Source organism: Henriciella pelagia (assembly GCF_002088945.1).
GTDB lineage: Bacteria > Pseudomonadota > Alphaproteobacteria > Caulobacterales > Hyphomonadaceae > Henriciella > Henriciella pelagia.
This window is the reverse complement of sequence record NZ_NCSU01000003.1, coordinates 36,626-50,518: the sequence shown is the minus strand read 5'-3', so window position 1 is coordinate 50,518 and position 13,893 is coordinate 36,626. Positions and strand designations below refer to the sequence as shown.

Annotated in this window: 16 protein-coding genes; 9 read left to right on the top strand and 7 right to left on the bottom strand. The window is 59.8% G+C overall.

Annotated features, from left to right (window positions below):
- Positions 1–49 precede the first annotated feature (49 nt).
- From B8746_RS00355 to B8746_RS00345, 3 genes are all read left to right on the top strand, one after another.
- A complete protein-coding gene (locus tag B8746_RS00355) occupies positions 50–1,261 on the top strand; it encodes an NADP-dependent isocitrate dehydrogenase (protein ID WP_084391269.1) in 1,212 nt (403 codons plus the stop codon).
- Between the two features lie 85 nt (positions 1,262–1,346).
- Positions 1,347–1,580: a hypothetical protein gene (locus B8746_RS00350; RefSeq protein WP_143434486.1), complete on the top strand. Its 234-nt coding sequence runs from the start codon at positions 1,347–1,349 to the stop codon at positions 1,578–1,580.
- 69 nt (positions 1,581–1,649) lie between these two features.
- Entirely contained in the window at positions 1,650–2,069 is a 420-nt protein-coding gene (locus tag B8746_RS00345) for a hypothetical protein (RefSeq protein ID WP_084391267.1), read from the top strand.
- A gap of 232 nt (positions 2,070–2,301) precedes the next feature.
- Here the strand turns inward: B8746_RS00345 and B8746_RS00340 are convergent, their stop codons facing one another.
- From B8746_RS00340 to purC, 4 genes are all read right to left on the bottom strand, one after another.
- Complete coding sequence (locus B8746_RS00340; protein ID WP_084391266.1) at positions 2,302–2,706, bottom strand: hypothetical protein; 405 nt, start codon at positions 2,704–2,706, stop codon at positions 2,302–2,304.
- Positions 2,707–2,744: 38 nt separating this feature from the next.
- The gene (locus tag B8746_RS00335) at positions 2,745–3,113 is read right to left on the bottom strand and encodes an EthD domain-containing protein (RefSeq protein WP_084391265.1); all 369 of its coding nucleotides are present in this window, start codon (positions 3,111–3,113) and stop codon (positions 2,745–2,747) included.
- Positions 3,114–3,301: 188 nt separating this feature from the next.
- The gene (gene purS / locus B8746_RS00330; RefSeq protein ID WP_084391264.1) at positions 3,302–3,544 is read right to left on the bottom strand and encodes a phosphoribosylformylglycinamidine synthase subunit PurS; all 243 of its coding nucleotides are present in this window, start codon (positions 3,542–3,544) and stop codon (positions 3,302–3,304) included.
- 64 nt (positions 3,545–3,608) lie between these two features.
- Complete coding sequence (gene purC / locus B8746_RS00325) at positions 3,609–4,379, bottom strand: phosphoribosylaminoimidazolesuccinocarboxamide synthase (RefSeq protein WP_084391263.1); 771 nt, start codon at positions 4,377–4,379, stop codon at positions 3,609–3,611.
- Between the two features lie 233 nt (positions 4,380–4,612).
- Here purC and B8746_RS00320 point away from each other — a divergent pair, with 233 nt between their 5' ends.
- The gene (locus tag B8746_RS00320) at positions 4,613–4,942 is read left to right on the top strand and encodes a DUF1476 domain-containing protein (RefSeq protein WP_084391262.1); all 330 of its coding nucleotides are present in this window, start codon (positions 4,613–4,615) and stop codon (positions 4,940–4,942) included.
- Positions 4,943–5,029: 87 nt separating this feature from the next.
- Positions 5,030–5,365, top strand: coding sequence for a Grx4 family monothiol glutaredoxin (gene grxD / locus B8746_RS00315; RefSeq protein ID WP_084391261.1), 336 nt, complete (start codon positions 5,030–5,032; stop codon positions 5,363–5,365).
- Between the two features lie 31 nt (positions 5,366–5,396).
- On the opposite strand, the gene B8746_RS00310 is transcribed toward grxD, so the two are convergent.
- Together B8746_RS00310 and B8746_RS00305 are read right to left on the bottom strand one after the other, a co-directional pair.
- On the bottom strand, positions 5,397–5,957 hold the full coding sequence (locus B8746_RS00310; protein ID WP_084391260.1) for a hypothetical protein: 561 nt from the start codon (positions 5,955–5,957) through the stop codon (positions 5,397–5,399).
- Positions 5,958–6,030: 73 nt separating this feature from the next.
- Entirely contained in the window at positions 6,031–7,119 is a 1,089-nt protein-coding gene (locus tag B8746_RS00305) for a hypothetical protein (protein WP_084391259.1), read from the bottom strand.
- Positions 7,120–7,318: 199 nt separating this feature from the next.
- On the opposite strand from B8746_RS00305, the gene rimO reads away from it, so the two are divergent.
- The 3 genes from rimO (at position 7,319) to B8746_RS00290 (ending at position 12,487) form a co-directional block, all read left to right on the top strand.
- Positions 7,319–8,656: a 30S ribosomal protein S12 methylthiotransferase RimO gene (rimO, locus tag B8746_RS00300; RefSeq protein ID WP_373289905.1), complete on the top strand. Its 1,338-nt coding sequence runs from the start codon at positions 7,319–7,321 to the stop codon at positions 8,654–8,656.
- A gap of 295 nt (positions 8,657–8,951) precedes the next feature.
- Positions 8,952–11,462 carry a TonB-dependent receptor gene (locus B8746_RS00295; RefSeq protein ID WP_084391258.1) on the top strand — a complete coding sequence of 837 codons (2,511 nt, stop codon included), beginning with the start codon at positions 8,952–8,954 and terminating at the stop codon, positions 11,460–11,462.
- A gap of 89 nt (positions 11,463–11,551) precedes the next feature.
- Positions 11,552–12,487, top strand: coding sequence for a metallophosphoesterase family protein (locus B8746_RS00290; protein ID WP_084391257.1), 936 nt, complete (start codon positions 11,552–11,554; stop codon positions 12,485–12,487).
- Between the two features lie 77 nt (positions 12,488–12,564).
- Here B8746_RS00290 and B8746_RS00285 read toward each other — a convergent pair whose 3' ends face one another.
- Positions 12,565–12,948: a hypothetical protein gene (locus tag B8746_RS00285; protein WP_143434485.1), complete on the bottom strand. Its 384-nt coding sequence runs from the start codon at positions 12,946–12,948 to the stop codon at positions 12,565–12,567.
- Positions 12,949–13,060: 112 nt separating this feature from the next.
- On the opposite strand from B8746_RS00285, the gene B8746_RS00280 reads away from it, so the two are divergent.
- The gene (locus tag B8746_RS00280; protein WP_158084490.1) at positions 13,061–13,750 is read left to right on the top strand and encodes a head GIN domain-containing protein; all 690 of its coding nucleotides are present in this window, start codon (positions 13,061–13,063) and stop codon (positions 13,748–13,750) included.
- The last annotated feature ends 143 nt before the right edge of the window (positions 13,751–13,893 follow it).

Genomic DNA, 13,893 nt, shown 5'->3' with positions numbered 1-13,893 from the left:
TCTGCTATAGCCGCCCACAAACCAGTGCAACTGAAAGGACTTTCACACGATGGCAAAGATCAAGGTCGAAAATCCCGTCGTCGAGCTCGATGGCGACGAGATGACCCGCATCATCTGGCAGATGATCAAGGACCGCCTCATCCACCCTTACCTCGATATCGATCTCAAATATTACGATCTCGGCATCGAGAGCCGCGATGCGACCGACGACCAGATCACCATCGATTCCGCAAACGCGATCAAGAAATACGGCGTCGGCGTCAAATGTGCGACCATCACGCCGGACGAAGCGCGCGTTGAGGAATTCGGCCTGAAGAAGATGTGGCGCAGCCCCAACGGCACGATCCGCAACATCCTTGGCGGCGTCGTCTTCCGTGAGCCGATCGTGATCTCCAACGTGCCGCGCCTCGTGCCAGGCTGGACCCAGCCAATCGTCATCGGCCGTCACGCCTTTGGCGACCAGTACCGCGCCACGGACTTCAAATTCCCGGGCAAGGGCAAGCTGACCATGAAGTTCGAAGGCGCCGACGGCACCGTGATCGAACATGATGTCTTCGAGGCACCATCCTCCGGCATCGCCATGGGCATGTACAACCTCGACGAGTCGATCCGCGATTTTGCCCGCGCTTCGTTCAATTTCGGCCTGACGCGCAAATGGCCGGTCTACCTGTCGACCAAGAACACGATCCTGAAAGCCTATGATGGCCGCTTCAAGGACCTGTTCCAGGAAGTCTTCGACAATGAGTTCAAGGAAGCCTTTGCCGAGTTCGGCGGCACCTATGAGCACCGCCTGATCGACGACATGGTCGCAGCCGCGATGAAATGGTCCGGCGGTTATGTCTGGGCGTGTAAGAACTATGATGGTGACGTGCAGTCCGACACGGTCGCGCAGGGCTTCGGCTCGCTCGGCCTGATGACCTCGGTCCTGATGTCGCCGGACGGCAAGACGGTTGAAGCCGAAGCCGCACACGGCACGGTGACCCGTCACTATCGCAACCACCAGAAGGGCGAAGCGACCTCGACCAACTCGATCGCGTCGATCTATGCCTGGACGCGCGGCCTCGCACACCGTGGCCGCCTCGACAACACGCCGGAAGTGACGAAGTTTGCTGAAGACCTCGAGCAGGTCGTCATCCAGACGGTCGAAAGCGGCCAGATGACGAAAGACCTCGCGCTTCTCATCGGCCCGGATCAGGACTGGCTGACGACGGAAGGCTTCCTCGAAGCTGTCGCCACCAACCTCGAGAAGAAGATGGGCTAAGGCTCAATCTGCCTTCAAAGACTTGCGAAGCCCCGGCCTTCTGGTCGGGGCTTTTCTTTTGGCCGGAAGCAAGCTTGATGAACGGATGAAAAAGCTGCTCGACCGATACCCCAAGCCGCTCGTCGTCGGCGTGCTGATGGTCGGTGGTACAGTTGTCTTGTTTTTCATTGTCCTCGCGCTTGGACTTCTGACCGACCCTGATGTTTCGCGCGATTCAGATGAATGCAGGGTCGGAATTCGAGGCGGGATCACGTGGGAGCAATGCGAGCGTGCGGCCCAGGCAGCGCGGGAACCTCGCGCGCCCGATACCGAGAACTAGGCCGCCCGATGCTTTCTGCTGTGCTTTCTGCAGAATGCTGATACGCAGTTGGCTGGGGAGGACGCGGCAATGAAGACGCTGTTGGGGAAGATACCAAACTGGCTGCGCGTGGTGCTGGTTGTGGTTCTGGTGACGGTGGGCGCGAATGTGCTGTCGCGTTTTACCAATCCGACGGCGCATGCGCATGCCAATGAATGCCTCGCCCGCGACGGCGACACCGGGCCTTATACCAATGTCTGCAAGACACCGATCAATGCGCGCTACTGTTTCCGCACGGCGGGGCTGGAGAAGACGTGCGGTGTCGTGGAGCTCGCGCCGGGCGAGACGATGAGTGATCTGCGCGATGAGGCGGATGCGGCGCGCGAAAACCATCCCGTCGTGCGCACGACGGTGCATGCCTGCAAGGCGCCGTTCGTGCCGGGCGATGTGACGAGCGTGCAGAATTCGGCGCGGATGGTGGATGGCTGCCGGAAGGCTGGGTCGGAGTAGCCCCACCCCGCGAGCGGGGAGGGGGCGATGGACCTCAACTGTTTGCGCTATTCGCCCGCCAGTGGTTCGACTTCGCTCACCATGTCGGGCTATTTCTGACGATTCGAAGGCCGACATGATGAGCGTCCTTCGACTGGCTCAGGATGAGGGTCGGACCATGAGGTTTTTGGCGACACGCTATCAATCTGGCGGAACGCCTCCCCTTCCCCCTCTGGGAAAGTTCGGGTGGGGCCTACTGGTCCCTGAAGATGATGCGTGGTTGCTCTGGTGCGGCGGGCCGCGCGGGCTTTGTCACGATCTCGATAGTGGGCGGGTCGGCGACCGGGGCGGTCGATGGGCCGTAACAGGCTTCGAGGAGGCGGCGGGTCTGGTAGAGCGAGCGCGGCGAGGTAAACCGGGCTTCCATGCCGTCGGCAACGAGGTCGCAATTGCAGTCGCGGCCTTCGGTCTCGACGCCATCGACCACGTGGAAGATGCGCTTGCAGCCATCAATGGCCTGTGTCGACATGCGTGTCTGAAGCGCCCGTCCGGCCTCTTCCCAGCTGGTGGAGACAGAACGGCAGATCTCATCGTCAGCCGCGAGGGCTGCGCCTGAAGCGAGCGCGAAAATGGCGCCGGTTGCGAGAAGTCGGATCATGGCGCTCCCCTAGCATTTTTCGGGCCAGACGGGCCGGATCAGCCGACAATCACATGTTCTTCATTGAACCAGAGCGGGGAGTTGGCGAGGTCGATGAACTTGCGTTCGTCTTCCAGAAGCGCCGCGCCGGCTTCGGCATTGCCGGGGTTTTCGCCTGCCTTGAACAGCGCCTCCCAGCTTTCGAACCAGAGCTCGGCAACGCCGTCATACATGTCCGGGGCCTCGCGGCTGCCCTGCATGACGGCGTTGAAATCATGGGTCAGGGCGTGGGTCTGAACATAGCGCACAATGCCGAGCGTTTCGGCGTGCTTGGCAACGAGCGGCGCATGGGTTTCGCGCCAGTAGGCCTGAAACTCTTCGCGCGAGAGATGCGGCAGGCGTTTCAGGCAGAATGTCAGTTTGATCATAATTTTCCTCCGGTGGTTTTTTGCCGGAGAGCTCATTTGCCGTCTCCCCGCGACTTGATCGCGGGGTCCATCTTCAACCCTCGCGCCTGTTTCCAACATCAGGAGATGGGCACCGCGGTCTCCTTCGACAAGCTCAGGATGAGGGCCGCAGTGAGGCGCAAGATAGGATCTGCAGGAAGTGAACCGCCCTACTCGACCAGTTCGTAGCGGTAGGATTCGATCACGGTGTTGGCGAGGAGCTTTTCGCACATTTCCTTGATGCGGGCCTCTTCCTGTCCGGCTTCGACGCCTTCCAGGTCGAGTTCGATCACCTTGCCGATGCGCGCGCCCTTGACCTCATCATAGCCCATCCGGCCGAGCGTATCGGCGACGGCCTTGCCTTGCGGATCAAGAACGCCTGGTTTCAGGCCGACATGGACGATGGCTTTCATGGCGAATCTCTCCGGATGCTGGTTCGGTGCCGTTTAACTCATTCGCGGTTCGATTGAAACGCGCCTATTTGCCGGAATTGTTGAAGTCCAGAATGTCGGCAACCTGGCCGCTTTCCTTGATGATGCCGAGACGGCGGGCAACTTCGGCATAGGCTTCGGTCACCCCGCCCATGTCACGCCGGAAGCGGTCCTTGTCCAGCTTCTCATTGGTCTCAAGATCCCAGAGGCGGCAGCTGTCCGGGCTGATCTCGTCAGCGAGGATGGTGCGCACCATCTCGCCCTCGAACAGGCGGCCGAACTCGATCTTGAAGTCGATGAGACGGATGCCTGCACCGGCGAACAGGCCGGACATGAAATCATTGATGCGGAGCGCATAGGAGATCATCTCGTCGAGCTCCTGCGGGCTCGCCCAGCCAAAGGCGGCGATGTGCTCCTCGGAGACCAGCGGATCGCCCAACTCATCCTTCTTGTAGCAGAATTCGACAATGGCACGTGGCAGGGCCTCGCCCTCGGTGATGCCGAGACGTTTCGACATGGTGCCGGCGGCGACATTGCGCACGATCACTTCCAGCGGGATGATCTCCACCTTCTTGATCAGCTGCTCGCGCATGTTCAGGCGCTTGATGAAATGGTTCGGGATACCGACCGCAGCAAGGCGCTGCATGATGAACTCGCTGATGCGGTTGTTCAGCACGCCCTTGCCATCGAGCACGGCCTTTTTCTCGGCATTGAACGCGGTCGCGTCATCCTTGAAATACTGGATCAGGGTGCCGGGCTCCGGTCCTTCGTAAAGGATCTTGGCCTTGCCCTCGTAAATCATGCGCCTGCGCGACATCGCAGCCTCCCCTGGAAGTGGAGGTTTCGGAGCGCGCCAATGGGGCCGCCCCGTCCCTCCACGGTCAAATCGCAGTGTTACCCCTATCGAGAAGGCGAAACAAATGCTGATTCAGCACGATTCTCCAGCGCTATTGTGAGCCAGACGCCGCAGCGGTCTTGCGTGGGCGTGCTCGCGCGCCCTATATGCCGCTGAATATTACGAAAAGCCCGCAACACGAGGAAGGCTTGCAAATGAGCACATTCGACGATCGCGAACGCGCCGAAGAAGCAAAATACGCCCATGATTCAGCGCTGCAGTTCAAGGTCATGAACCGGCGCAACAAGCTGCTCGGCCAGTGGGCGGCTGACCTGCTCGGCCTGCAAGGCGCTGATGCCGAAGCCTATGCGAAGACTGTGGTCATGGCCGACCTTGAAGAGCCGGGTGATGAAGACGTGTTCCGCAAGGTACGCGCCGACTTTGACGCAAAGGGCGTGGACCGCTCCGATGCGCGCATCCGCGAGCACATGGCAGAGCTGATCGCGGTCGCTCGCGAGCAGATCATGAAGGAAAAGAAGGACTAGGCCTGCTCACAGGCTGACGGGTGGGGCTTGAAGCCAGCCGCCCGTCATTCCATCTTTCCCTCAGCTACAACACCACCGGAGACCGATATGAGCGACGACATCCAGGCCCGCATCGACCAGGCCGTCAAAGGCAATGACGTCCTGCTTTTCATGAAGGGCACGCCGACCTTCCCGCAATGCGGTTTCTCGTCGGTCGTCGTTCAGGTGCTTGATTATCTCGGCGTCGACTATGTCGCGACGAATGTCCTGGAAGACCAGGCCGTGCGCGAAGGCATCAAGGTCTATTCCGACTGGCCGACCATTCCGCAGCTCTATGTCAAAGGCGAGTTTGTCGGCGGCTGCGACATCATCAAGGAAATGTTCGAAAGCGGCGAGCTGAAAGAGCTCTTCGCCGAAAAGGGCATCGAGATGGAAGCGGCCTGAGGGTCGCGCTTCCGCTATGATCGACCAGACACTACTGCCCGCAAGCCTTTTTGGAAGCCCGCTCAGCGGCCCTTAGCCTGTTGCCATAGCTGTAGCCCGGCTCAAGCGCGATGTGTTTTGGCGTGAGGTCTTTGGCATAGCAGGCGCAATAGGCATCGCCTTCCGCCCTTGACGCCATTCGTTGATAGAGCAGCGAGTGCTTGCAATCGGACAGGTATCTCGCTTCGAGCTTTTCGGGCACCATGCAGTGCATTGACGAGTCGGCGGCCTTGACCACATTCTGCCTGTGATCGTCTGGCATCTTGAGCCTGTGATGGAGAAAATTCATCGCGCGACAGCCGCAATCAGCGGTTCCGAACTTCAGCTCGTTGAGCTTGCAGGCGGCATATTCATATTGCGTCTGATCCAGGAATTCTGCGTCGATCGTGGACGCGGCAGGAAGGTCAATCTTCCGCCCGTCGAAAATCTCGTAGGTGTCAATATCAAGCGGCGGCACGCCATATTTGTAGCGCTCATCGGGTTCCTGGGCGGAAGCTGGTCCGGCGACGGCCAGAAGGACGGCAAGGAGAAATGCTGTGAGGCGAATGCGCATGCGTGAAATCCTTCGCTGCGGCGCTGGAACCAGAACCTAATCTTTAGGTGGAATGTTCCGGAGCAGCAAGCCTCTACCCACCCGCATTGATGGTCAGGAGCGGCGAGGCGCCGTCGCTGGCGGCTGACTGCAGCACCAGCAGGAAAGTGACGAGGTTGAACGTGGTCTTGGAATCGAGATCGCGGTCATCGATCCAGTACCAGTGGTCGCGGTAGAAGATCTTTACCGCCGTGCCGGACGGCTCGCTTTCGCCAGACTGGACTGCGAAGACACCGCCAAGATAGGTCGGCCAGTCCGGTGTACGGCTTGAAGTGATGGCGCTTTGCGTTGTGAGGCCCGCCTGCAAGTGTTCCGGGGGGACCTGGACGGCGTGCGAGAGCGCGTAGAGTGCACCGAGCACGGTGCGGGTCTGGGCGTAATGCGGATCGGACTGGCGGCCGGAATCCTTGGCGACAAGGCGGAACTCCATGTCGCATTCGCTGGTGTTCAGCAGCTCCAGCAGCGCCGCGCAGGAATTGCCTTCATCGGAATCGATGACGAGATAGGTGCCGATGCCCTCATCGCCCTTCATCCGGTCGATCCAGACGCGCTCCTGCTGTTGCAGGCCGCGCAGCAGGCTCGCCAGCTGCCGGAACTCGTAATTGTCGGGAATGACGGCGGGGGTTGGCCCTGACACGCTCGCCGCATTGGAGAGCGGGCCGATCCGCTCAATGCAGCAGGAGATGAGACGTTCGACGCTCCAGCCGGAATTGGCGAGGAGGACGATGGTGTCCGGCGTGATCGGGGCAAGCAGGTCCTGTGCGAACTGGCTGCTGTCGAGCGGCTTGTAGACGGTTGTCGGGGTCTCGCTGACGCTCGCGCCGGGGATCAGCGTGGAGCCGCCCCGCGAGGCATTCTGGAAGGGCAGGAAATTCTCGGCCGACAGCGCGAAGACGTATTGGTGCTGCGTCGTGATGCCGTCGACATCCATGAAGACGATCGGGTCGCGGTACTTCAGGCGCACGAGATTGAGCAGGAGCTGTTCGCTCTTTGTGGTCGCGACAGCCTCATTATAGGCATAGCCCGACGGGCTGATATTGCCCGCGCCGCGATGGCTGGTGCAGGCGGCGAGCAGGCTCGCACATGTCAGGATTGCCGCCAGAAGGCGTGTGATCTGTCCCACGGTCAGGTGTCTCCCCAATGTCCCCAGGGCGAGTTTAGACATAGTCCGTGCAAGGTGCAAAATGCTTCCCGTGAAAGGGGTTTCATTGCGTTCGAAGCGCGACCGAGCGGCGAATATTGTTAAAGGCTGGTCTGCTGGCGCGATGAAGCTCGCGGCTTCCGTCAGCCCTCGCAATCCTGTAAAGGCGCGGGCCATGAGCATGATCACTGAAACGAAGCCCAAAACCCAGCCAAAAGTTGGCATTGTCTCACTTGGCTGTCCGAAGGCGCTGGTCGATAGCGAACGCATCATCACGCGGCTGCGCGCCGAGGGCTATGCCATTGCGCCGGACTATCAGGGCGCAGACCTGGTGCTCGTGAATACGTGCGGCTTCCTTGATAGCGCCCGCGATGAGAGCCTTGAGGCCATCGGTGAGGCGATTGAGGCGAATGGCAAGGTGATCGTGACCGGCTGTCTCGGGGCCGAACCGGACGTCATCCAGAAGGCGCATCCAAAGGTGCTCGCGGTGACCGGGCCGCATCAGTATGAGCAGGTGATGGACGCGGTGCACACGCATCTGACGCCGCCGCCAAACGCCTATACCGACCTTGTGCCGGAGACCGGCCTGCGCCTCACACCGCGCCACTACGCCTATCTGAAGATTTCCGAAGGCTGCAATAATCGCTGCAGCTTCTGTATCATTCCGAAGCTGCGGGGGGATCTGGTTTCCCGCCCGATCCATCATGTACTGACCGAGGCGGAGCGCCTCGTAAAAGCCGGGGTAAACGAGCTGCTGGTGATCAGCCAGGATACGTCGGCCTACGGCCTCGACGTGAAGTATCAGCCGCAGACCTGGCGCGGCGAGGAATATGAGACGCGCTTCCTCGACCTTGCGCACGGGCTTGGCGAACTCGGCGCCTGGGTGCGGATGCATTACGTCTATCCCTACCCGCATGTCGACAAGGTCATCCCGCTGATGGCGGAGGGGAAAATCCTCCCCTATCTCGACATTCCGTTCCAGCATGCCTCGGCCAATGTGCTGAAGCAGATGAAGCGCCCCGCCAAGCAGGACCGCGTGCTCGAACGCATCCAGCAATGGCGCCGCGACGTGCCGGGCATGACCATTCGCTCGACCTTCATTGTCGGCTTTCCGGGCGAGACCGAGGAGGATTTCGAGATCCTGCTCGACTTCATCCGCGAGGCCAAAATCGACCGCGCCGGCTGTTTCAAATACGAGAATGTCGAGCATGCCGAGAGCCGGCTGCTGGACGGGCACCTGCCGGAAGAGGTGAAGGAAGAACGCTGGCACCGCTTCATGGCGCTGCAGGCGGAGATTTCTGCGACACGCGCCGCTGCGCAGATCGGCACGGTGCAGGACGTCATCATTGACGGGCCGGGCGAAAGCCCAGGTGAAATGCTCGGTCGCTCAAAGGCCGATGCGCCGGAAATAGACGGTGTCGTTTACCTTGAGAATGCCGGTCATCTGAATGCAGGCGACATCATCAGCGCCCGCATCTCGGACGCCGATGAGTATGACCTGTACGGCGAGCCTGCCTGAGCGCAGCGAAACCCCACCCTGCCCCCCTGAGAGAGAGAGCGGGGTGATACGCCAGGTGATTTGCTGGTTCGCCCGCCAGCACCGGCGTCGCACAGTGATGCGCCCCGCCCCAACCTTTTGATCTGTATGCAGATTTTCTTACACGGAACCATCATAGAAGTTTTATATTAACTTCACTCGACCCCTCCGGGTTTTGGGATACACGCCTCCCCGAGCTCAAAATGGCTCACACAATCTGACTATTAGTAATGGCAACCTGCGGGAGAAGTCCCGCGGGATCAGGGGAATATTATCCATGCTCAAGACGTCCACATCCATCGTGGCGCTCGCGGCGCTGTTTGTCGCGCCCGCCTTCGCCCAGGACGACAATTCAGGCACAGACGAGGATTACAAGCTTGATGTCGTCACGGTGACTGGCTTCCAGTTGCAGAACCGCAACTCCATTGATGCCAAGGCAAACGAAGACCGTATCGCTGACTTTCTCAGCCAGGATGAACTCGGCCGCCAGCCCGATCTCAACGTTGCCGACAGCCTGCGCCGTCTTCCGGGCGTCGTGACGATTTTCGACGAAGATGAAGGGCGCTATGTCGGGCTTCGCGGCCTCGATCAGCGCTACACTTTCATTTCCATTGATGGCGGCCTGATCGCGTCCACTGACCGTTCGGACCGGGACATCAATATCGAGTCCATTCCTCCAACGGCAGTCAAGCGCCTGGAAGTGTTCAAGGCCATCACGCCTGATCTTGATGCTCAGAGCGTTGGCGGCGTCATCAACCTCGTTACCCGCTCGGCCTTCGATTCCGATGATACCTATCTCGTGATGAATGCCCAGCTTGGCTGGCATGAAAGCATCGGGGACCTGCCGCAGAGCAAGGACAATCCGTCATACCGCGTGGATGCAGCCTGGTCCGACCAGTTTGCCAACAACACAATCGGTGTCCTGGCCGCCGGTACGGTTTTCCAGAAGAAACGGGATCAGGGCCGGACGATTGTCGGTGTGACCAGCAATGACACTGGACTGATCGCAAACTCTGTCCAGCCCCTCGATTATGCCAACCAGATCGACCGCTGGAACGGGCTGGTCAAGCTTGAGTATCGTCCGAACACTGACTTTGAAGCGTCGATCACCGCGTCTCGCTTTGACTATCAGTATGACGAAGTTCGCTATCGCTTCGACATCACCGAGTCTGACCTGGTCAATCAGACGGCCGATAGCGGCACGTTCCAGTCAGGCTCCGGCCGGGCGCGGTTTGACCGCTTCCCGCTTGGCCAGACCATCGACAATGTCCAGGCCCTGATCGAATATCGCCCGACCGAGCGCAGCCTGCTCGAGGTCGGCGCCTATTATTCTCACGGCGTTCAGGGCCACCCCTACCCGAATGCAAGCTTCACCATCGCCGAGACGGACGCGCTTGGTTATTCGTATGATTTCAGCAACCAGGATTTGGATAGCGACAAACAGGCGACCATCACGCTCAATGACCCATCCATCCTCAGCGATCTCGATGCGTACCAGTTCACCAATTATTTCGACGGCTATTTCCGCAATGAGGAAGACGTCACGGAATTCAAGCTGGACTATAGCTGGAACACCGAAGGTGCTGATGCCGGGCTCGGTTTCAAGACCGGCCTGAAATACCGCAACCTGGAAAAGAACCGCTACGACTCCTCCACGAATTATGTGCTGAGCGACCCGAATGCGGTCCTGACGCTGACTGACTTCGTGAACCCGTCCATGGCTGGCTATACGTCCGGTCAGTTCAAGGGCTTTGCCTATCCGCTGATCGATGCCGATGCGTTTGATGCGTACTTCAACGCGAACCGGGACCAGTTTACCGGCACGGATGCGTCGGGCCTGACATCCTTCTACGACATCCAGGAAGACGTCACCGCGCTTTACGGCATGCTGACCTACAAGCAGAACCGTCATAGCTTCCTCGGCGGGTTTCGCTTCGAGCATACCGAAGTGGCCACTGTGGCTACGCTGAATTCCGGCCCGGAGCAAATCGCCCGCACGATTGATTATGACTATCTGCTGCCGTCTTTCGTCTACACCTATGACCTCAATGAGCGCATGAAGCTGCGGGCAGGCTATGCCCAGGCGATCGGCCGGCCAAACCATCCCGACCTTGCCGGCGCAGAGACGTTTGACGAGACGAACCGGACCATCCGCAGGGCGAACACAGGGCTGCGTCCCCGCGAATCGGAGAGCTTCGACATTGCCTTCGACTGGTACCTTGATGGCGGGCAATATTTCTCTGCCGCAGCCTTCTACAAGATCATCGACAACCAGATCTCGACGGTGACAAGCGAGGAGGACATTGACGGTGTGCTCTATACGGTGACCCAGCCGGTCAATCTTGATCAGGTGTCGGTCTCGGGACTGGAACTGTCCTATACAGATGACGCGTTCGAATTCCTGCCGGCGCCCTTCAACGGCCTCGGTGTGGCGGCAAACCTGACCCTGATGGACGGCAAGGATGGCCCGGCCCCCGGCGGCAGCCTCATCGCCCAGCCTGACTATCTCTACAATATTGCTGGTCTCTACAATTACGGGCCGTTCTCGGCGAAGCTGACCTATAATTATGTCGATGACCGTCCAACCAGCGCGACCCAGGCCGAGTATCAGTATGAGCAGCTCGACCTGCAGCTTCGCTATCAGCTGACCGAGCGGCTTCAGATGCAGGTTGAAGGCCGCAACATCCAGAACAATCCCCGCAAGAACATCTACACCGATAGCGGGGTGCTGCGCGAGATCAATGATTTCGGCAATTCCTGGTGGTTCGGCGTCTCCTATCGCTACTGACGGCATGTTTCGGGCCGGCCGGGCGCTCCGCCTCGCCGGCCCGGTTTCGTATGAGCCTCGCTCAATCCCCCTTCAAAAGGACCTGAAAAATGATCAAGCTTGTCAAACGCGGCGCTGTCTGCGCAGCCGCATGTCTCATCGCCCTTCCAGCCTCTTCCGAACAGCTCGTCCGCTTTGCGGTCTTCGCCGACCTGCAGGAAGAGACAGACGCCGGCCACCAGAAGGATCTCGCCCTCGTCGATGAGATCAACAAGGCTGCCCCCGAATTCACCGTCTTCGTCGGCGACCTGCAGGGCGGCGGCCCGTGCACCGACCAGCAGCGCGAGGAAGCCGTCGAACTCTTCGAACGGATGGAGGGCCCTGTGGTCTATGTCCCGGGCGACAATGAATGGGTCGATTGCAATCTTCCCGGCAAGGGAGACTGGGAGCCGCTGGAACGGCTGGAAAAAATCCGCCGCGACCTCGTGCCTGAAGGCATGAGCCTTGGCCAGACCCCGATGCCCATTACCCAGCAGGAGGGCGAATACCGCGAGAATTCACGCTGGTCGAAAGGCGGGGTGGTTTTCGTCACCCTGCACATGCCGGGCGGCAATAATGGCGTCTATCCGGATCGCTATGCCTATGACGAGTTCGAACGGCGCAACGCAGCGAATGTGGCGTGGCTGAAGGCGGCCTATGACGAGGTTGCCGAAACCGGTGCCAAGGGGCTTGTCGTCATGTTTCACGGCAATCCCGGCTGGGGCGATATCTACTGGAAGGCGACGGCCTATCGCGATGTGAAGGCCATGCTTGCCAATGAGGGCGCTGAGCTCGGCGTGCCGATCCTGGCGATCCATGGGGACACGCACACCTTCACCATCGACAAGCCGCTGAGCTTCAAGGACGGCCGCACACGCGCAGATCACCTGACGCGGCTTGAAGTGTTCGGCTCGCCTGAGCGGGGGTTCCATATCGTCACGGCGGACACGGACAATCCGGAGCTCTTCTCATTCACCTCGGTGGAAACAGAAGCGTATTCGCGCTGAAGCGCCCTTATGAACAGGCGGTCCGGCAAGGGCTGCCTGTTCACCTTCCGCTTCGTCCGGTCAGGCCGGTGGCGACGCTAGTTGCTGACCTTGTTGCGGATTTTCACTTCCGCGCCATCGGGAATGCCGAGTTCGGAGAAGGACCAGGTAAGCGCAACGCCTTCGGGAAGGTAAGCGCGGCAATAGTCTTCCTTCTCGCGGAAGAAGCCGACCGAGAAGCGGTCCTCGCCGGTCTTGCGGACATCGGTGCCGATGAAGTCCTTCGTGGTGCAGCCATTCGATGAGACCCGCGCCATGACCGTGTTTGCCGAGACGTCAGCCCCTTTCAGCGTGCCATAGGACCGGTCGAGGTCCCAGTCTGCGCGGACATGCTCATCAGCATCGACGATCACGCAGCCGCCCAGCATGGCAAGTGAGGCTACACCTGTAACAAACATTGGGAGGGTGAGTTTTCTGGTCATTTTTTATTCGAATCCTTATTGACTTACGATAAAGTCATGTATTGAATATCGATAAGGCCAAGTCAAGCCGAAAAAATTTGTCATGCACCAGCCCGCTGGAAGGATCGCTCCCATGTCCAAATATATTGCCCCACTCGCCATTGCCTCATCCCTTGCGCTCGCAGCGCCGGCCTTGGCCGACACCCAGTCCTACGACGTCCGCAATTTCGACGGCATCGATGTCTCATCCGGCATCCAGGTCAGCTTCGAGACCGGTGTCGCGCGCTCTGTGATTGTGGAGAACAAAGACGGCGATTTCAGCGATATCATTGTCGAGGTGGATGATGGCGACCTCATCCTTAAGCGCCCGCGCAAACTGGGCTGGAGCGGCAAGCGCACGCCCTACAAGGTGACGGTCGGGGTTAAAACCCTGTCCGATATCGAAGCCTCGTCCGGCGCCTATGTGACGGGCGGCGGCATGAGCGGCGATGTCGACATTGACGTCTCTTCCGGCGCGAAGGTCGTCGTGGCCGGCGTCAATGCGGGCGAAGTCGAGCTGGAATCCTCCAGCGGCTCGAATGTCGAGGTTTCCGGAAGCTGTACAGAAGTTGATGCCGACGCCTCGTCCGGCGCGAGCATTGATGCGAGCAACCTGCAAAGCACCGCGCTCATCGCCGATGTGTCCAGCGGCGCCTCCATCCGCGCCTATGCCACGGACCGTGTCGAGGCGGATGCGTCCTCGGGCGGCAGCGTGAATGTTGCTGGCGGCGCGACCAATGTCAGCATTGAAAAATCCAGCGGCGGATCGGTTTCGGTCAGCTAGCACAGGATATTGATGCGTGGGTCTCCTGACCCGGACCCAGTAATTCGACGCCCGAGCGCATCAATATGGCCCGCCAGCTCCAGGTTGACCCCACATCAGCCATGAGCCTGGCGGGCCGCTTTCTTTTGGCGTAGCCGCCTGCC